This is a genomic window from Vibrio gazogenes (assembly GCF_002196515.1).
Classification (GTDB): Bacteria; Pseudomonadota; Gammaproteobacteria; order Enterobacterales; family Vibrionaceae; genus Vibrio; species Vibrio gazogenes_A.
In genome coordinates, this window is sequence record NZ_CP018836.1 from 758,994 (window position 1) to 781,200 (window position 22,207).

4 protein-coding genes are annotated in these 22,207 nt (G+C 45.3%); all 4 read right to left on the minus strand.

Features of this window, described 5'->3' with window-relative positions:
* Window positions 1–27 precede the first annotated feature (27 nt).
* Genes BSQ33_RS19080 through BSQ33_RS19095 form a run of 4 tightly spaced genes read right to left on the minus strand, consistent with a single transcriptional unit; the run spans window position 28 to window position 22,203 of the window.
* Entirely contained in the window at window positions 28–4,785 is a 4,758-nt protein-coding gene (locus tag BSQ33_RS19080; protein ID WP_088134946.1) for a non-ribosomal peptide synthetase, read from the minus strand.
* Window positions 4,782–8,900, minus strand: a complete 4,119-nt coding sequence (locus BSQ33_RS19085) for a type I polyketide synthase (protein WP_088134947.1) — start codon at window positions 8,898–8,900, stop codon at window positions 4,782–4,784. Before BSQ33_RS19085 ends, BSQ33_RS19080 begins: the two co-directional genes overlap by 4 nt.
* Window positions 8,900–14,440, minus strand: coding sequence for a type I polyketide synthase (locus tag BSQ33_RS19090; RefSeq protein WP_198298193.1), 5,541 nt, complete (start codon window positions 14,438–14,440; stop codon window positions 8,900–8,902). The genes BSQ33_RS19085 and BSQ33_RS19090 overlap by 1 nt, the downstream gene beginning before the upstream one ends.
* Before the next feature lie 5 nt (window positions 14,441–14,445).
* Window positions 14,446–22,203, minus strand: a complete 7,758-nt coding sequence (locus BSQ33_RS19095; protein WP_088134949.1) for a type I polyketide synthase — start codon at window positions 22,201–22,203, stop codon at window positions 14,446–14,448.
* Window positions 22,204–22,207 lie beyond the last annotated feature (4 nt).

Genomic DNA, 22,207 nt, shown 5'->3' on the forward strand with positions numbered 1-22,207 from the left:
ATCAACTTTCTGGATTATCTGGATTTATCAATCAAATATTTTGGTATCAGCTAAATGCTCAACCTCCTCTACTGATAAAATAGATAATATATCTTTATATTTTTCCATTACTTTATTAAGAGATTCCGGGTTATAACTATTTCTGTCATAACGTATATAGGCTTGTATGGTTTCATCTTGAGGAATTAAAGAAATATGCAGCGGTGATGCTCCCGGCTGCCGATGGAACCAATGTGATGAATTTAAACTGTCTACTTCACTGGTTTCTTCAGAGAACTTCTGGAATACCAGAATCGGCTGACTGGAATAATGAGTCTCTTCCGGCAGTTGGCTACAATCCTGAATAACCATTGGCCCAACATATTTATGTTCTTCCATAGAAATCTGATTGAGATGTAATGCTTTTAGCCACACCGATTTTTCATGGTGTGGAGACATTTGAATCCGGACAGGTAAAGCCTGGAAGAAAGAGCCCACCATCTGATCACAGCCATCCAGCTCCGACGGACGCCCAGCAACAACAGTAGCAAAAAGTACATCATCCTCATGCGAGTAGAATCTGAGTAACAATGCCCAGGCCGCCTGAAAAATAACATTCAATGTAACTTGCTGAGTCCGTGCAAATTTTTCCAACTGGTTCAGACAAAACGAATCCAATAACTCAATCGTATAATATGCAGGGAGAAAATCATGTGAGTTCTGGTCATCTGAAGACTGCTTCATCAATGCAGGATAAGGTGTATATTGTTCTTTCCCTGCTAAATAGTCTTGCCAGTACTTTCGGCTGTCTCTCTGATCTGCAACTTTGTCTTGTAGCCATTGGATATAACGGTAATAAGGATATCCTGGTGTCACATCCGGCTGTCGTTGACTTGCAAACTGGTCGTAAAACGATACTAATTCACGCCTAATGATATCAACGGACCAACCATCCAATAGAGCATGATGGAAACTCCATATCATTTTATACGAGGAAGCAGAAAACCGAATCAACTGGACACGTAATAAAGGCGCTTTTTCGAAGAAGAAGCCTGAGTGCCTATCTTCATCGAGCCAGCGTTCAAAGCTTTGTTCTTGCTCAGATTGCTCCAGACCGGACCAATCAAGCTCCTGAAACGGCAGAACGATTTCTTGATGAACCAATTGCAATTTTTCGCCGGAATCCGACATCAGGAAACTAGTTCTTAAGATATCATGCCTTTGAACAACACTATCCCAGGCCTGTTTCAATGCCTGAACATTAATCTTATCCAGCTCAGCAATATATTGAACGATCAAACGCTCGACAGTAGAGCATTCCACCACACCCAGCTCTTGCAGAAAAGCATCCTGTAAAGACGCTAATGGATAAACAGACTCAATTGAATCCGCTTTCCCGGTATCGATATAGTCTTCAACCCGATATCCTGAATTAGGAATTTCCGCTATTTTTACCTGAAAATCTGAGGTCATGGGTACAGTAGTATGCTCAGAAATGAAATAAGCTAGTTCAGCAATATTCTGATATTCAAAAAGATCTTTCATAGCAATGCTATAACCTGATTGCCTCATCCGGGAAACAACTTTCAATGCAATAATCGAATCACCGCCTGAAGCAAAAAAGTTGTCATAGATCCCGACTTCTGATTTACCAAGTACCTGCTGCCATATTTCTGCCAGCTCCTGTTCTAATACCGAATCTGGAGCAGTATAAACTGTTTCTGAAGGCCCACTCTCCGGAACCATCAATATCAGCTTCTGACGATCAACTTTCCCCGTTTGCGCCAAAGGGAATTCATCAATCGCAAAGAACAGGGAAGGAACCATATACTTAGGAAGCAACTCATACAAATGATGCCGAATACCTTCCTGCCAGGAATCCTGCTGCATTGAAAGAATAACGTAAGCGACCAAACGACTATTCCCTTGTTCATCGGTCTGTGCAACAACAACTGCATCCTGAATATGATCAAGACAGCGCATGACACTCTCAATTTCACCCAACTCAATACGGTAACCACGGATTTTGACCTGAAAATCACTTCTGCCCAGATACTCAATGCGGCCATCAGGGAGGTAACGGACTAAATCCCCGGTTTTATATAGCTTTTTCCCCTTTTGGTGATTCCATCGGTCTGGAATGAATCGTTCATCGGTTAAATCCTGGCGATGCAAGTAACCCAGAGAAACACCGTTCCCTCCCAGATAAAGCTCTCCTGAAACACCAATAGGAACAGGATTCAAATCAGCATTCAGAATATAAGCCGACGTATTGTTGATAGGACGACCAATTGTCGGTTCCCGCTTTTCATCTTTAGGAACCCATTCATAAGTTGAGTAGGTAGTATCTTCACTCGGCCCGTACAGGTTATAAACTCTCTCGATATGAGGTAAGGCATAAAGCTGCCCAACCAAATGGCGAACTAGTGGCTCTCCTGCCAGATTTACGATTTTGACCGATTCAGGAATAGCATGATGTTGTAATAGTGCTGTCACCGCAGAAGGGACTGAATTGATCAAAGTCACCGACTCGCGCCACGGAGACTCAGGTAGTTGCAATGCATCTTCTACTAAAATAATCGATCCACCGGAAATCAAAGTGAAGAAGATTTCGTAGACTGACAGATCAAAACAAATCGAGGTTGCGGCAAGCACTCCAGATAAATCAGCCTGCTGATACTCTTGTTGTGCCCAGGCTAGTAAAGCAATCACATTTTGGTGTTGAATCATCACACCTTTCGGGCGACCGGTAGAGCCAGAAGTAAAAATAATATGTGATAATGCACCAGCACTTAAAGATAGATTCAAATTTGTTGTCATAAACTGGCTGACGGTCTTCATGATCAAAGGATCATCTATCGCAATGACTAAATTGACCGATGCTTGTAAGTCAAGCTCAAGCTTCTCTTTTAAATGCAACTGAGATAAAACAATCACAGGAGATGAATCGTCAAGAATCGCCGCTAAACGATTCTCTGGATAAGCAGGATCCAGTGGAACATAAGCTGCACCAGCTTTTAAAATAGCTAATATACCGACAAGCATATTATATGAACGTTCCAGAAACACACCAACATAGGTATGTTCATCAGCGCCCAGTTCCCTCAAATACCGCGCCAGTTGATTAGCCTGCTGATTTAGTGTCTGATAACTGTAGGACTTCCCATCACTATCTTTGACAGCAATAGACTCTGGCTGAATATCGACTTGCTTTTCAACCCACTCATGGATGGCTGTCACTGAAGGCAACGCCAACACATTTTGATTCCAGAGTTGCAGTATCTTCTCCCGCTCATCACCGGGCATAATGTCATAATCACATAATGCATTTTCCGGTCGGGCAATCACTTCATCGACAAGCTCAAGAAAATATGCTGCCATCCTCTCAATTATTGATACTTCAAATAAATCAGAGTTATACAACCATGAACACTGGAACTGTTCCCCCTCATCCGTCACGGTAAGAACTAAATCATGAGTTGTCCCACTCCCACCAGAACTGGAGGTATACAAAATCTTTTCAATAAGACGCTGATAATCAGACGTCAGCCCCCGTTTATCGATACTATCGTGTGTCTGATTCCAGTTGTACATAATCTGGAATATTGGTGAACGACTGGAGTCACGTTCAGGATTTAACTGCTCAACCAACTTCGGAAACGGATAACTTTGATTTTCCATCAGGTTCAGAATCCGCAAATGGAATGCTTCAACCAGGTTCCCGAAGCATTCTTGCAGATTCAGCTCAGACTTAAACACTACGGTATTGACAAAATGACCGACAACATTATTCATGTACTCATCAGTACGGCCGGCCGTTGGTATTCCTATGACCAACTGATTCTGATTAGTAAACCGTTGCAATAGAACCTGAAAAACAGTTAACAGGCAAACAAATGGAGTCGCATGATAAGATTTTGATAATGACCGGATCTGTTTCACTCTCGTGCTATCTATTGTTAACTGACAGGTCTGCCCGTGGCGGGTCATTCTGGCAGGCCGGGGCTTATCTGTAGGTAAATGAACAACCGGGATCCCTCCTGACATTTCATGCAGCCAGAAGGCTTCACTCATGTGCCCTTCACCCGATGCCAGCCAACGCTGTTCTTTTTCAACCCATTCATGATATTGATACGGTAAAGCAGGTAATGAAGCAGTCCCTTCATCTCTCACTGCCTGATAAAGAGTCATCAGCTCTCTCATCATAATTTCCAGCGACCAGAAATCAGCAGCAATATGGTGTACAGTCATGACCAATGTCCGGGTATCCGACGCATCCTGACGAATATCAAACCGTAATGGTGTTTTGGACAAATCGAATGGCTTATCGCTTTTTTCAGCAATCCAGTGTTCAAGTATTTGGCTGGTTTGGGCCCCGACAGACTCAACATTCCATTCAAAAGCTCCCTGCCGCTGAACTACCTGAACAGGATTTCCCCCACTTTCGACGTAAGTGGTCCGTAATGATGCGTGACGCTGAACCAGTAAACAGACAGCCCGGTGTAAATCATCCAGATCACAATCCTGCGCTAAGCTAATTGCTAAAGTTACGTTATAAGCAGGGCTTTCCGGATCCTGCTGATAGATGATCCAAAGAGACTTTTGACTATAGCTCAGAGGATAGCGAATCAGCCCCTTCTCCGGATACTTTGTCAGACAGGAAATTAACTCAGGTTTATTTTCTCTGAGTACATGAAGTAACTCTTGAGTAATCGCTGAACCCGGACCCTGATAACGAATCCGATCACCTTCAAGCCAAAGCTCAACTTCCTGAGCTATTAATTGATCAAACAGTTTCTGGATCATATTTCTCCCTCAACCAATAAATTCAATACATCTTCCTGTGTATCGATAACAACTACATCCTGTGTCAGGCTTTCCACTTCCCCGTCGAGAGAGAAATTTCTCTCTTTAAGCGTCTGCAATGCATCAACAGCTAGATCATTCAATGTCCCCCGGCCAAGCAAAGCTTCTAATGCAAATGTTACTCCCAGCGTTCTTTTGGCTTTAGTCCGGATATCAATCGCCATTAATGAGTCAATCCCAAGGCGGGTGACAGGTTCATGTAATGGAATATCCTGTTCATTCATTTGTAAAACCGGAGCAATCAGCGCACATAAATATAAATGCAGTGATTTGAGTTGATCTTCCTCGGATAGCTGTGACAATTCAGTGAGAAGAATTCTGTTGTCCCCGGTAGTCGACTGTTCACGATCCAATATTCTGGTCGCTTCTTCGTTGATCAGAGCAGCTTCAACCGACTGTAAAACCAAACAAACGGCTTCATCGTCGCGAACCAACATGATATCGGCACAGAGAGACTCCGGAATCCCGGATGCGGCCGATGGTAATGTCGTCAATTTCACCCAAGTCTTATACTGACCTGATGGTTTAATATTCTCGTAACATGATATTTGACTGATCCGGCTTAATGCATAAGGCAGCCCCGGATATATTCGGTTAATTAAAACCATCATGGATTGGTAGCAAGATTCGAATAATCCAGGATACACCGAGACTCCTGTATCGAGAGCTACCGTCTCCGGCATTCGTACATGTGCGACACACTGCTCCTGAGTAGTCCAACCTTTCCTCAGCCAACGATATGTATCTCCCAATACATATCCTGTCATTGACAAATATTGGTAAAAATCTTTCCCCTGAAATACCTGCCCAGTATCCTGAACTTCTTTCATTCTCTGTTCAGAGACAGTTTGAAGAGATTGTGTATCAACAGCGTGCATCTCTGCAGAAAAATGAATTGTCCATGGTCCGATGGAGCCGGGATCAACAACTGACTGACTGTATACCTGAACCTGCCTCGACATATTTTGAGCATTCGTGGTTAATGAATGTAACCGCTTTACTTCCCCGTCTGCGACAATACAAGGAGAGTGCCATGTAAGATTCTGAAGCCGCCAGCAAGAATTCTGATCAAACTGACGCCCCAGAAGCCATAGCATTTCAGCGTAATAGGATGCTGAAATTACACAATGCCCCAGCAAATAGTGATCCCGTAGTATCGCCGACATGTCAGCCTGAACATATTTTTCAAAACGAATGTCATCATCTGCTGGTACCGAGAGTTGTTTTCCAAGCAATGAGCTTTCTTCAGAAAATATATCTGAAGTGGTAACGCCAGACTTCCGGAGTATTTTCTGAGAGTCTGAAAACCAGTAACGCCGACGTTGAAACGGATACCCTGGTAACTCTATGCGGGTTGAAAAGCCCTTAGGATAAACACCTGCCCAGCAGATATTTGCATGGCGGACATATAAATGTCCCAGTGTTTTCATCAGTTGCCATTCATCCTGCTTACCCCGGGCCAAAGAAGGCAACCATGCCACAGGCCGGGAGACCGAATGCAGTTCAGAAACCTGACGCCCCATTGACAGCAATGTATTCCCCGTACCGATTTCAATGTAAGTGTCAACATGAAACTGTTGTAAGGTCTGAATACTTTTCCGGAACTGAACACAAGCCAGAACATGTTTAAGCCAATACTGAGGCTGACAGATTTTATCAGCCTCGGCTAACTCACCAGTTATATTGGAAACAACTGGTAATTTCGGAGCAGAAAAACTGATCTTGTCCAACGCTTCACGAAATGCTTCTAACATCGGAGTCATCAATGGAGAGTGAAAACCGTGAGAGACATTCAGCATCGTTGTCGTGATATCCATCGTATGCAAAGTTTGCTGAATACGTTCTAAAGTCTGAATATCTCCGGCAAGCACAACCTGCTGCGGCCCATTATCGGCCGCAACCGTAACATTATCTTTGTCTGCGAGGATCAATGGATTAATTTGTTCGACGGAAGCAAGAACAGACAACATTCCACCCGGCTGAGCTAATTCAGCCATCAAACGTCCCCGGGCACAAATGAGAGAGAATCCGTCTTGCCAGGAAAATACTCCGGCCGTGCATGCTGCAGCATATTCGCCAACACTATGCCCCATAACAAAATCAGGCCGAATGCCCCATTTCTCCCACAATGCTGTCAATGCATATGCAATAGCAAATAAAGCAGGCTGAGTGTACTGAGTCTGATCAAGAAGATGGTGATTCTCTCCCCATAGCACAGATAATAAAGAGACATCCATATGCTGTAAAAATTGTTCATCCATTTGATCCAATACATATCTGAAATGAGGCTCCGACTGATATAAATTCTTCCCCATCCCGACATATTGGCTTCCCTGACCAGTGAACAAAAATGCAATTTTCGGTTCCTGCTCTCCTTGCTCTGAAGTCAGTAAACCTGACGACTGGCGCTGATCAGTAAACGCTTGTAGCTGTTCCGCCATTGACTCTGAAGTCTCAGCTATAGCAGCCAACCGATACGCAAAATCGGAGCGTCTAACAGCACTTGCAGCACATAATTTATCTAGGCCAGATAGATTTTTACCTTGTAGCTTCGCCAGATAGTCAGCTGCAATATCCCGTAATGCCGAGAGACTTTTAGCCGACAATTTCAGCATGAATGTCTTTCGTTGTTCCGATACCGCTTCATCCGGAAGTTGTTCTTGAGTAGGTGCCTGCTCAACCAGAATATGAGCATTGGTTCCCATAAAACTAAACGCACTAATCCCGGCAATACGAGTTTCCTGACGAGGTTCCCATGACTGAGTCTGTGTTGGAATCCGGACAGGAAGTGTATCCCAGGAAATTTTCGAACTAGGTGTTTGAAAATGCAGATGCGGTGGTATGGTGCGCTTTTGTAACGCCATCACAACCTTACACAGACTCGCCATTCCTGCTGCGGCTTCCAGATGACCGACATTTGTTTTCACCGAGCCGACCCAAAGAGGTTGCTCCCGGCTAAATCCCTGACGAAAAACCTGCCCCAGAGCGCCTAATTCAATCGGATCTCCTAAGGCCGTTCCGGTCCCATGGCTCTCGATGTATCCAACCGCTGCTGGACTCAATCCAGCGTCATCCAGTGCGGCCCGGATCACAGCCTGCTGGGCATGGCCATTTGGTACTGTCAGTCCTGCTGTTGCGCCATCCTGATTGACCGCACTTCCACGGATAACTGCCAGAATATGATCACCATCCGCCTGAGCATCGGACAGTCGTTTGAGGACAACGACTCCGCATCCTTCTCCCCGGACAAAACCATTTGCTGACTCATCAAATGTTTTACAATACCCGTCAGGAGACAACATTTGTGCTTTAGAAAAGACCGAACTTGTCTCTGGCAGCAAAATCAAATTGGTTGCCCCGGCCAATGCACTGTCACACTCTCCACGTCTCAGGCTTTCAACCGCATGATGGATTGCGACAAGTGATGAAGAACATGCAGTATCATAAGTGATGCTGGGGCCGGTCAAACCAAACGTATAAGAGACTCTCCCAGCGGCAACACTCGGCGTTGAACCACTACCCATGTAACCATTTAAATCATCCGGGTTTGACTGAATATAAGCAGATAAATACTCGGCGCCACTGATACCAATGAATACTCCTGTATTTTTCCCGTAGAGTTGTGCCTGAGTAATTCCCGCCTGTTCAAATGCTTCCCAGCTAACCTCCAGCAACATACGTTGCTGGGGATCCATATTCATCGCTTCTCGGGGAGAGATTTCAAAAAAGCTTGCATCGAACAGATCAATGTCAGAAAGAAAACCTGCCTTTTTTGTCCTGATCTTCCAGGGAGCCCGGATATCCGGATCGTAGTATTTCTCATTATCCCAGCGATCCGCAGGAACATCTGAAATACCATCATATCCTTCACAAAGTCTTTCCCAGTAGACTTCCGGAGTTGTAACGCCCCCCGGGAAACGACATCCCATACCCACAATGGCAATCGCCTCATGCTGTCGTTTTTGTACTACAGTCAATTCACGTTTCATCTGAGCTGCCAACAACATCAGTTGCTTCGGAGACATTCCCTTAAGTTCATCAATAAACGACTTCATCACAATACGTTTTCCTCAATTAAATCATCAAGTAACTTGTCAATGTCACTATCATCCAGTGATTTAATGTCATCAACATTTCCCGAAACTGCCTGTTTCGGAGCTGGCTCATCATCATTACTTTGTTCAAAGATCAGTTCTCCGAGATAGCAGCTCAGTGCCTGAAGGTTGGGATAGTCAAACAATAAAGTCGGAGAAAGAGTCAGACCTAAACCAGACTGAAGTCGATTCTTCAATTCAACCGCCATCATAGAATCAAAGCCAATATCAAAAAACTTGTCTCTTGGCCGGACATGCCGGTCCGTCATATGACCAAGCAACGATGTCACCTGTTGTCGAACATAAACCTCCAGTTGTTGCTGTTGCTCTGCTAGTGGCAAATGGTGCCACTGCGTTATCTCCGGACTGACTTCATTCTTATTCTGAGTAGAAATGGTCTGACGGACTGAATCCAGAACAGAAAGGTGCAGACCTTCAGGCAGATACTCAAAGAATCGTACCCAATCGATATTCATAGCTCCTATCTGGCCCTCACTTGCACCCAGTAACCATGAAAGTGCCTGTAACCCTTGTTCAGAAGAGATAGGCAGTAATCCGACTTTCTCCAGATGTCCGGAGACCTGCTTCGCCATCCCGGTATCATCCCAGCGTCCCCAGTTGATACTGATGCCAGATAAGCCACGTTGACAGCGGTATTGCATTAGCCCATCCATAAATGCATTGGCTGATGCGTAAGCAGCCTGTCCGGCAGAACCAAATAATGAAGCAACTGATGAAAAACAGACAAAAAAGTCGAGATTAATGGCGTGTTCTTCAGTGAATTGATGTAAATGCCAGCCTCCCCATACCTTGGGAGCCAGAACCCGGGAAAAATCATCCCACGTCTGTTTCATCAGAACGGTATCATGAGCTTCTCCGGCCAGATGTAATATTCCGGCCAAAGGGAATGTCTGTTCTGATACTTGGGAAAGAGCCAGATTCAGTGACTCAGCCTTTGACACATCACATCTCAAAACGGTCACTGGTACTCCTAGTCGTTCTTCCAGTATTTTCTGTGATTTCTGAGGCTCACTCCGGCTCAGCAATATCAGATGTCCGGCACCTTGGTCAGCAAGCCATGCTGTAACTTGCTGACCAATACCACCAAAAGCTCCGGTAATCAGATAACTACGATCATGTCGAATATAGGTATGACTTTGTTGTGAAGGTGCCAAAGCTCGAAGTTCAGCTTTCCACAACCTTCCCCAACGAACGGCAACCTGATCGATTTTGCCATGCAAATGAATGAGATGACATAATTGCCGAGCCTGTTCTGTATATCCAAACTGTCCATCACACTGAAGATCCACAGAGAGGCAACCAAACTCAGGATGTTCTATCCGTATCACATCAGCTATCCCCCATAACATAGAACTTGCCGGATTCATGACAGGGTCTTCTGTTCCGTTAACAACAGAATGGGCTTGTTCCGTCACGAATGTCAGTTGAGGGATATCTGAACCTAACGTTCTTGGTACCGCCTGAATCAGGTTTAGGATACCAGCACCATTCAGACGGCTACTTTGCACCACATCATAAGTATCCAGACTCCAACAATGAACAATATGCAAATCATCAACTGATGCTATCTGTTCGGCCCAAATAGATAACAGCTGTTCAAATTCGCACTTATCGTTCGGATCTAATGCCAGTTGATTGTGTGCCTGACCAACCGATTCAGGAGGTATTGAATCTGCATATACTAAAGTTACCTGATGTCCTTCATCGACTAAAACATCAGCCAGCTTTTGCGCAAATCCCGACTGATCGGCTAATATGAGCCATGCTTGCTGAGCCAGAAGGAAATCTTCGTTCTCATCTGGCTTCCACTCAATCCACTGACGCTGATAGAACGTCATCGGTGTAGCTGGCTGACCAGAAAAAGGAACAAGTTGTAGCCCTTCGATAGTAGCGACAAGCTGACCATCATCGGTGATAAGCTCAAAATCGGCCTCCAGCCGTTCCGGTGAATACGAGATTAGTTGGGCGGTCGCCCATATCTGCGCAGAACATGGTTTAGAAAAAAACCGGATCTGACTAACAGCACAGGGAAGATAAAGGGTCTTATCATCTTCGGGAAGTAATGTGGCCAACATCTGAAAACAAGCATCTATCAGCAGCGGGTGCAGACAATAATTCTTTTGCCCGCTTTCTTCCGGAAGTCCAATTCGGGCCAAAGCTATTCGCTCACCATTCCAGATTTGCTTCAGTGTCTGAAACTGACGTCCAAGTTCTAGTCCCTCTTGAGCCATACGTGTATAATATTCCGACATCGGAATTTCTTGGCGGCATTGCTGCTGAATTTGCGGCAAAGATTGCTGAGCGGTGTTCCTGACTTGTACCGTTGGCTCAATGATTCCACTGCAGTGCTGCTCCCAGCGAAACTGGTGACTGTGGATCGAAAAACGATAGGTACCATTTTGAAGCAGTTTGATCTTAACCTGAACGTCAATCTTTTCACCATCAGGGATAACCAGCATCTGTGATATATCAATCGAATTTAAAGACAAAGGTCCATCTTTCAGAACGACTCTTCCGGCTTCAAGTGCCAGTTCAATAAACATGGCAGCAGGAACAACGACAGCCCCCCGAACACGGTGATCCTGTAAAAAATCAGGGTGATGCTGATCCAGTGTCAGACAACATAACCATTCATCCTCAGCCATTGAAATAACCTGCGGCAATAATACCGAGTCTATATCGTCAATATTATTAATAGAGTGAGCTGTTACATGATGATATAAAGATGATTCCTCTTGCTTCTGGCACCAGAATGATCGGCCCGTAACCTCAAACGGATAGGTTGGTAACGTGACCCGCTGACGATAGAATCCCTGCTCAAATGTCTGCCAGTCGAATGACTGCCCATAAACATAAAGTTGAGAAGCTGCAGTCAGTATCTGCAGCCATTCGTCATGTCCCCGCCGAAGCGAAGGTAACCAGAGCACTGGTTTTATTGAGGATGGCAAACATTGACGAGCCATACTCAATAAAGTTGCCGACGGACCGACTTCCAGATAGGTATCCACACCATCAGCATCAAGCCGTTGAACTCCCTGATAAAATTTTACTGGTTTACACAAATGCTTAAGCCAGTACTCTGAGGTACACAACTGCTCACCGGCAATCTCACCGGTCAGATTAGATATCACGGGAAGCTGAGGCCGGGCCCACTTAATTTGAGATAACACTTCTGTAAAGGCTTCACACATCGGTTCGACCAGCGGTGAATGGAATGCATGAGAAACGGCCAGCATCTGGTACGTCAACGAATGTGCCTGTAAATGGGCTTCCAATGCCAGTATGCAATCGGTCTCTCCGGCAACAACTGTACTTACCGGGCCATTTTCAGCAGCAATAACGACTCCGGGAAATGAAAGAATCATAGTCGCAACAACATCAGTTGGTGCTGCAATACTCATCATACTGCCGGGCTGGCACCGTGCCGCTAGCAAACGTCCTCTCGTTGCTACAAGTTTCAGACCATCTTCCAGACTAAAAACACCTGCAATGCAAGCTGCAACATATTCCCCCAGACTGTGTCCAATTAATACATCCGGCTGAATCCCCCATGATTGCCACAATGTTGCCAGTGCATATTCAAACGCAAACAAAACTGGTTGTGTATATTCAGTCTGGCGCACAAGATGTGTATGTTCTCCCCATAATAACGAAGTAAGTGCATAATCAAGCTCTGACGCCAGAATTGTTTCACAACGGTCGATCACCTGTCTGAAAACCGGAGAAGAACAGTACAAATCATATCCCATTCCTGCATACTGAGAGCCCTGTCCGGAAAAAAGGAATGCGATTTTTTTCTCGTTTTCACTGTATGCATGGTTAATCTGCAAAGATGGAATTCCCTGAATATATTGTGTTATCAGAGCCTGAAGCTGTGTTGTATTTTCGGCAACAATAGCCAACCGATGGGATGCAGCATATCTTCCGGAATTGGCGCTGAAACCGACATCACCAACAAAATACTCCTTGTCGGATAACATTTCATTGTAACGTTTTACCAGCGTCTCCAATGCTTCGGGGGTTTCTGCAGATAATGTCAACATATGGTGGGAACGCTCTGCCTGACTCACTTTCTGCAAGATTTTCTCTGGTGCTTGTGTTAATACAATATGAGCATTCGTCCCACTAAATCCGAACGCGCTAAGCCCTGCTGTCCGGGGATGTTCTGAGTCACTCCACAGCATACATTGTGTCGGAAATTCTACTGGTAATTTCTCCCATAAAATATGAGGACTGGGATGATGAAAATGTTTATTTGGCGGAATAACACCATGTTCGATCGATAATATAGTTTTCAAAAGTCCAGCCATACCAGAAGCCGCTTCTGCATGGCCCATATTGGTTTTCACAGCTCCCATAATTAGATTTCCCCGGCGCGCCTGATCATCACCAAATACTGTCGCAAGGGCAGAAAACTCTATCGGATCACCTAAAGCCGTTCCCGTACCATGGCACTCAATATAATCAATATCAGAAGTACTCATACCGGCATTTTTCAGTGCTGCACGTAATAATTTGACCTGAGATAGTTCATTTGGAGCCGTTAGTCCCTGACTGCGCCCATCCTGATTAACAGCACTTCCTGAAATAACAGCCCGAATATTATCCCCGTCTCTTTGAGCATCACTCAGGCGTTTCAAAACAACCATTCCACAACCTTCAGCTCTGGCAAACCCATCAGCTGAAGCATCGAATGTTTTACAATGACCGTCAGATGCCAACATGCCAGCATCGTAAAAACTTGCTGTATTGTAAGGGTCGAGAATCAGATTCACACCACCTACAAGTGCCATATTGCTTTCTCCCAGTTTTAAACTCTGGCACGCTAAATGAAGGCTGACCAGAGATGAAGAGCAGGCAGTATCAATGGATACTGTCGGCCCCTGGAGTCCCAGCATGTAGGCAATACGTCCGGCAGCAACACTACCGGAATTTCCTGTCAGGCTATAAATAGATGGCTTATCTCCTCCGGTCGAAAAACGTCCGTAATCGTTTGAACTAATACCAATAAAAACCCCTGTCAGTGATTCTTTCTGACCTCTGGGGTTATAACCTGCACATTCCAAAGCTTCCCAACTGACTTCCAATAGCAGACGCTGTTGCGGATCCATTTGCTCAACTTCTCGTTCAGACAACCCAAAAAATGCCGCATCAAATAAGTCAATATCACGGAGTAACCCCATACAAAGGTCTTCCGGATGCCGCGAGTCAAATTGTCTTCCTATAGCTTCAGGCTGGCACATGAGATCGCGACCATTTTCCAGAGCCTCCCAGAAAGACTGAGGATCACGGACATCTCCAGGGAATCGGCAAGCCATACCGATAATGGCTATCGGCTCCTGAACATCCGGTTTTTTTTCTATCGAACGTTGCTCTGCTGATGACTGCTGCTGATGTTCCAAAGATTGCTGCTGTCGGGCAGCCAGCAACAGTAACTGGTTCCGGGATAAGCGTCCGATCTGCTGTAAATATTTTTCCATAAGGCTCATACTTCCTCTTGGGGCTGGTAGAATCCCCCCAGCATTTGTTCGAGTTCCTGTTCTGAAATCTGTGTAATTGAGTCAATGTCCGATAAAGAAGCCGGAGTATCTGAGTATGATTCGGGAACTAAAATCGCTTCCTCTGATTCCACCGGAAATAACTCTGACAGAAGATAATGGCCGAGCTGTTCAATCGTTGGATAAGTAAACAATAGGGTCGACGCTAATTTCAGACCTGTACCGGTACCGATGACATTACGCAGCTCTACCGCCATCAAAGAATCCATTCCCAGTTCCTGTAAAGGACGATCGCTCGTTACAGAATCATGTTGACCTAACTGCAAAATCGTTTTGACCACGCCTTCGAGATAACGGGACATCTGAGCAAAGTGTGATTGCTGCGCGCTTTGAGTAAGCTGCTCGCGGATATTGTGTTTTGGATCCGACTGCTCCTGCATCATCGGAACAGTACAGTTATCAGTCACATTAAAAGCTTCCAGGAAATCTGACCATCTTCCTTTACTTTTTAATTCCTGACGAAGCACATCCCAATGGACAGGCATAACTCCGACCTGATGAGCTATCTGAGGTAAACATAATAATTCAAATGCACGCAGTCCTTGTTGTGGAGTAATGACACCCAGTCCTTTCATTTGAAGACGTTCAAGGAGTGAATGTGACGCGGCTGATCCCACATCAGACCAAGCTCCCCAGTTTATACTTAATCCCGGGAGTCCAAGCGAGTGACGATAGCCTGCCAGTGCATCAAGAAAACTGTTCGCAGCAGCATGACTACTTTGTCCGGCATTACCAATCAATGCAGTTGCTGAAGAGAACAGCGTAAACATATCGAGATCCATATGTTGTGTGAAATGATGTAGAAGCCAAGCTCCATCCACTTTTGGTGACAATACCTTAGAAAATTGTACCCAGTTATGTTTGGATAACACGCCATCCAGCAAAACACCGGCCGCATGTATGACACCGATAAGCGGTGGCATTGCGTGCTCAATTTGCTGAAAGAGTGTTGCCATTTCATCATATGATGTCACATCAACTTGATAGATCTGAACGTCAGCTCCACTGTCGCGAAGTGAACGAATTGTAGATAAAGCAGAGTCTTCAGGAGCTGAACGGCCAATTAAAGCAATATGCCGGACACCACATTCAACCAACCACTGAGCAATCAGAAGACCAAGTCCTTTTAAACCGCCGGTGATCAAATAAGTCCGCTCCGCAGAGAGAAGATCTTGCCCGGGCTTGTTCTCTTGTATGACAGACAACATCCGCATATCCAACACAATTTTTCCCGTATGTCTCGCTTGCTGCATAAAACGAAAAGCTTGTACGGCTTTGTCTACCGGGAAGGTCTTTGAAGGAAGTGGCTGATAATTTCCTTGCACTAACCCTTCAGACAACATCTGTATCAAAGGAGCAAATATATGTGGCTGTGAGTCTGTCGTCGCCATCAAATCAATCAGGCTAAAATGTGCATCTGGACGTATTTTATGAATCTGCTCTTCTCCCCACAGTTCACGATCCCGTTTACCGATTTCAACAAACACACCGCCCTGAGCCAGAATATCCAGGCTTTTAGGGATGAAATCACCGGCCAGACTATTAAGAACAACGTCCACACCAACACCTTGTGTTTCTTGCATAATTTGATCGGCGAAGTCCAGTGTCCGGGAGTTCATCACATGCCGGACACCTAGTGATTCCAACACTGGCCATTTTTCCGGGCTCGCTGTGGCAAACACTTCGCCACCACAGGCCTGAACAACCTGAATTGCAGCCATTCCTACCCCACCAGCGGCAGCATGGATCAAAACCCGTTGACCCGGTTGAATTTGCGCGACATGGCGTAACGCATAAATGGCCGTTAAAAAAGCAACTGGAACGGTTGCTGCTGCCTCAAAAGTCATCGCAGTGGGGATTGGCATGACTAAATGGGCATTTGTATAAACAAAACGCCCAAAAGCTCCTGGAGCCATAGCCATCACTTCATCACCAACCTGGATTCCTTCAACATTTTCTCCGACTGAAACAACGACACCGGCGCATTCTCCTCCTAACCCTCCGGGTCGGGGATCCGGATACAGACCCAGTGCATCTAAAACATCCATAAAGTTCAGTCCGGAAGCTTTCACCTCAATTTCAACTTCTCCTGCAGTTGGCTTTCTTCGGTGAGAGACAGCGTATTGCATCGTAGACAAATTACCGGGCTCAGAAATCATTAACTGACAATTGTCCCCGTCAGCAATTAATTTCTTCTCATGATAGTAAGGTGCCATGCGAGCGACATAACGACTTCCGTCTCTCAACGCGACCTGCTCATCATCATAATCGTTGAGAAACTCATCAATCAGATACAGAAGATTAGAACGATTATCACCCTGAGGATCTAAATCAATCCGGCGGCAGTGAAGTTCAGGATGCTCCATGGCAATGACTTTCGCCATACCCCATAAGCTTGACTGTGCAACATTAGGACAATCAAAACCGGCAACAGGCTGTGCTCCTTGAGTCGCGAGTGTCAGAGAAGCGGGCAGTTGGGCTGATGTTATTGCCTGAATCAGATACAACAAACTCCGACAGTCTTGCTGACCGACAGCAGCAAGAGGATGGTTTTCAGCAAGATCCTGAGAAATACCAGTTTCCCAGGCATATAGAATCTGTGTCTGTGCACCCTGTTCACAGCTATGTTCATGGGTGATGTCCTGCAACAGACGGATGTAATCTGTTGCTTCATCTTCCCGAATCATGTAGCTGTACGCATTGATTTTGCAATATTCATCACCCCGGACAACCACCGTACAATTCAATCCGTAGTGATTCATCACATCATGATAACTCTGGGCACAATGCTCCTCGGCTAAAAACAGGTAGTGATCACTATATTCACTGACAGCAGGGGATTGAGCCAAAATAACTGCTTGTGAAGTTTTAGCTTTCGGCTGAATAAGAGTAAACGATTCCAGTGATACCGCTTCTGACAATAATTGCCACTGAGAGGCAGACATTAACGGATAATCAGGACGAAGAGTATCATCCTGAAAACTCCACCACCCGGTTGTCATACCAAATGTCAGATCTAACCACCGCTGCCGAACCGTGCCTTCCAGAATCAGGCAAACACCACCAGGTGCCAGAAGTGATTTCACATGGGTCATCGTTTTGGTCATGTTCTGTGTTGCATGCAGAACGTTAGCTGCAATGACTATGTCATAGTCACCAGGCTGAAAACCCTGACTTTGTGGAGAAGATTCGATATCCAGAACCTGATATTTCACGAAATCATAATCACTAAAACGTACTTTCGCCTTTGCAGTAAATGATGGGGATATATCAGTAAATGTATATTCACAGACAACATCATCCAACTCTTTCAATAGTGAAGAAGTCGTTCCTCCTGTTCCACCACCGATTTCCAGAATACGAAGTCCCCGGTATGTCGGCCGACTTTTAATCAACGACTGCAAACATGATTTCATCTGTCGGTTCATCAATTGTGCTTCTGGCATATTTTCATAAACTGCAGTCGTATCTGACAGATCCCCCCCAGGGAACAATAGTTGGATAGGATCGGTTCGATCCGTAATGACATCAGCCAGTTTCTCTCCGCAACGTTTTAACAAACGTAGTGCACTAACTGTTTCCGGAAAGTGAGCCAGTAGCATGTCTGCCACGTCTGCAATGTCACTTTTAAGATCTAACTGCTCTAAAAGCTGGCAAACCCGCCACTCTTCCCCTTCAGATTCAATCAGTTCTGCTTCAGATAAAATCTCAAGCATCCGATTCAACAAACGGATATGATTCGGATGAACAGCAAAATAAGTAGCAAGTTGCCCCGTAGAAAAGACATCACCAACTTTCCAGGACCACCCCAGCACCTCAAATGCCTGTTTGACATAGACAAGACTTAGCTGATCAAAAACCTGACTGATGAGCTCCAAATCATGGTTCGACTCACTAAATGTGCATCGTTGAAAATCGACATCCTTCAATGCTACGGATAATCCAATCTGGCCTTGTTGTGTGTACAAATTTTTCTGCTGCCAGAAAATCGAATACAGCCAGTCATCTGAAAAATCACCGGAGGCAGATATTTCTGACTGTTCTTGCAAATGCGGTGTCTCAATCCGGTGTAACTGGAGACTCTCAAGATAACCTACCTGCCGTTTTTCCGCGTCATAAAATACTAAATCAGCAACTTTGATCTCTCTGTTGTCGGTTACCTGCTCAACGACACACCAGACACTGTCTCCCACCGGCTGATGCATATAAAACCGTCCGATCTTGACCGGAATGTACAGACCATCAAGCATTTCCTGCTGTTTCATCAGTGCACCGACAGTCTGAAAGCATCCATCCAGAAGTGTTGGGTGAAATATCCATGCACTTGTATCTATCGCATCAGTAACCTCCAGCCGGGTAGCAACACTTCCTGTACCACTAAAGTGAAGTGATGACACACTTTGAAATGCCGGGCCATAAAATACGCCAGAGTCCTGAACATGGTACAACGTCTTTCCATCAACTACGGGTGCATTCTCAATCCACTCAGGGAACCCGGATAACTCGACTGATGGTTCAGTCACTTGGAAGAAACCGCTTGCATGTTCTGTCCAGGTACATTCTGATGCATCCTGTTGACGACTGTATATACTAAATCGTGTCCTTTTCTGCTCTGGCTGAAGCACGGTTTGCAAATGCAGAGTGTCTGCTTCCTGTGCAGAAAAACTCAGCATTGTCTGGATCTTCATATCTTCCAGAACGAATACTTTATCCGGAAATTGCGCTTTCGCAATAGCGAGTCCTGTCTCCAGAAATGCAGCCCCCGGAATGACAACTTGATCATAAACACGATGTTCATTCCAGAAGACGTCTTTCATGCGAGACAACTCCAGAGCAAAAATAGGCACCGGAGACTGAAGCAGTTTGCCCGATAGTGGATGAGTTCCGGAATGAGTAGCAACAGAAGAATATGTGTATTCTTTACGGGGGCGCTCTTCCTGAGTAAGGCGATCAAACCAAAAACGTTGATGTTGAAATGCATAAGTCGGTAACGAGCAGAACTGCAATGCAAAATCCTGATAAAAATCTTGCCAAAGAACGCTTGCACCATCGGTATAAAGTCGCCCCAGATTTGTCATCATTAACTCAGTTTCAGGTATTTCTGGCTGAATACTCGCCAATACATAGAGCTGTTGCTGTTTAAGACACTGCTGCACCATCTTTATTAATACAGGCTTAGGTCCGACTTCCAGATAACGAACCTCACCACGTAACTGACTCTGAAGGTTGGTGATGCTCTCCATAAAACGAACCGGGGCAGTCACATGCTCAACCCAGTATTCGGGCGACATTAATCGCTCATCTGCCAAATGTCCCGAGACATTAGAAATAATCTTGAGCGTTGGTCGATGGTAAGTCACACGTTCGGCTACGATCCGGAATTCATCCAGTATTGGTCGCATTAACGGGGAGTGAAAAGCATGCGATACTTCCAGGGGATGAGCAGATATATCTTGTTGCTTTAACATATCAAGCACTTGCTGCATCGCGTCTTCGCTACCGGACAGAACTGTCTGAGCCGGAGTATTACAAGCAGCAATCGACAATGATTCGGCAAAAGGATTGATAATGTCCACCAGATCAGCAGCCGGAGCCATCACCGCAGCCATAGCGCCTTCCCCCGGGAGTTCGGACATCAGCTTTCCACGCATTGCAATAAGTAATAATGCATCATTCAAACTAAATACACCGGCAATACAAGCAGCAGCATATTCACCAACACTATGTCCGACAACCGCCGATGGCTGGATTCCCCATGACTGCCACAGTTTAGTCAAGGCATATTCAAGTACAAATAACGCTGGCTGTGTGTATTGAGTCTGGTGGATACGTTCTGATTGAGATTCATCCCACAGCACCGACAAAATTGAACACCCCAGAATTGGCTGTAGAATCTCGTCACACTGGTCAACAATCTGACGAAAATATGGAATGGTGTTATACAGCTCTTTCCCCATTCCAATATATTGAGAGCCCTGTCCAGTGAATAGAAATACAATATCCTTGTTCCCGGAAAATGGAGCAGTTTCCTGCGCCAGAAACTCTTTCTGAAGATCCTGTAACTGACGATACAGACTATCATGAGTATGTCCATGTAGTGCCAGTCTGTGTCGGAAATGTGTCCGTCCGACATTAGCAGAATAGCAAATATGCTCTAGTGGATACTCCCGGCCAGGATTTGAGGGTTTTAAAAAGTCAATATAACGCTGAACTAAGTCACTCAGTGCCTGACCACTTTTTGCGGACAGCGTCAGAATCTGTTCTCTTGGCGGTTTTTCCTTCACATTCTGGGAAGAGTCATAACCCGGAGCACCCGAAATCACCATATGAACATTAGTACCACTAAAACCAAAAGCACTGACACCGGCACATGGAAGGCTTTTACCTGATTCAGGCCAGGACATTTCTTCTTGTACCACCCGAACCGAGGTATCTTCCCAGTCAATATGCGTATTGGGGCGATGGAAATGTAAGTGAGCTGGTATACGGCGATTTTTCAGCGCCAGAACAACCTTGATCAGACTCGCCATCCCGGCACAGACTTCCAAATGACCGATATTACTCTTGACTGAACCTATCCATAACGGACAATTTCGCACTTCAGGCTGATGAAAAATCGAGGTCAGCGCCCCAATTTCAATCGGATCACCAAGTGATGTTCCGGTACCATGAGCTTCAATATAATCAATGTCATCCGGAGTCACACCAGCATTTTTCAAAGCCTGGCGAATGACTTCTTCCTGAGCATGAACATTCGGTACAGTCAGACCAGAACTTGTACCATCATGATTCACTGCTGATCCTTTAATCACAGCAAGAATGTCATTTCCATCAGCAATTGCTTTTGACAACCTTTTTAATACAACGACTGCGCAACCTTCGCCTCGGACATAACCATTAGCACTGTCATCAAATGGTTTACATCGGCTATCTTCAGAGAGCATCCCCGAACGTGCAAACATAATACTGGTCTGTGGCGATACAATCAGATTAGCCGCTCCGACAATCGCCTGCTGGCACTCATTTCGTCGTAAACTTTCGCATGCCATGTGAACCGCAACCAATGAGGAAGAACAGGCTGTATCAACAACACTACTCGGTCCTTTTAATCCTAAAATATAAGAAATCCGCCCTGCAGCAACACTTGGTGCCGAGCCTGTCCCCATATAACCATTCACTCGTTCAGGGGCAATACGATTTTGTTCATTAATATATTCAGCACCACTGTAACCGATAAATACTCCAGTATTTGACCCCATGAGCCGCTCCGGTGACAGATTGCCCCGTTCCAAAGCTGACCAGGTTGTCTCGAGTAGTAATCGCTGACGCGGATCCATATCGATCGCTTCACGGGGACTAATACCAAAAAATGCAGCATCAAATTGATCTATCTGTCCGATAAATCCTCCCTGACGAATCATGGAAACATCCTGAGACAATGATTCTAGTATTTCTTCCGACCAACGCCCTTCGGGAATATCATCAATAGCATCTTCTCCGCTAAGCAACATTTGCCAATAAGCATCGGGATCATTGACCGAACCGGGAAAACGGCAATCCACAGCAACTATTGCAATCGGTTCATTTTGCGCTGTCGTCAACGATTTTAATTTACCTTCCATTTTTTCAAGCGCGGTCAGGGCTTTGAGTAACCTCTGACGATCATTCTGACTATTATCTCTCATTACG

Coding starts and splice junctions, on each gene's coding strand:
- BSQ33_RS19080 (WP_088134946.1), bottom strand. CDS start 4,785: ATGATCCAGAAACTGTTTGATCAATTAATAGCTCAGGAAGTTGAGCTT.
- BSQ33_RS19085 (WP_088134947.1), bottom strand. CDS start 8,900: ATGAAGTCGTTTATTGATGAACTTAAGGGAATGTCTCCGAAGCAACTG.
- BSQ33_RS19090 (WP_198298193.1), bottom strand. CDS start 14,440: ATGGAAAAATATTTACAGCAGATCGGACGCTTATCCCGGAACCAGTTA.
- BSQ33_RS19095 (WP_088134949.1), bottom strand. CDS start 22,203: ATGAGAGATAATAGTCAGAATGATCGTCAGAGGTTACTCAAAGCCCTG.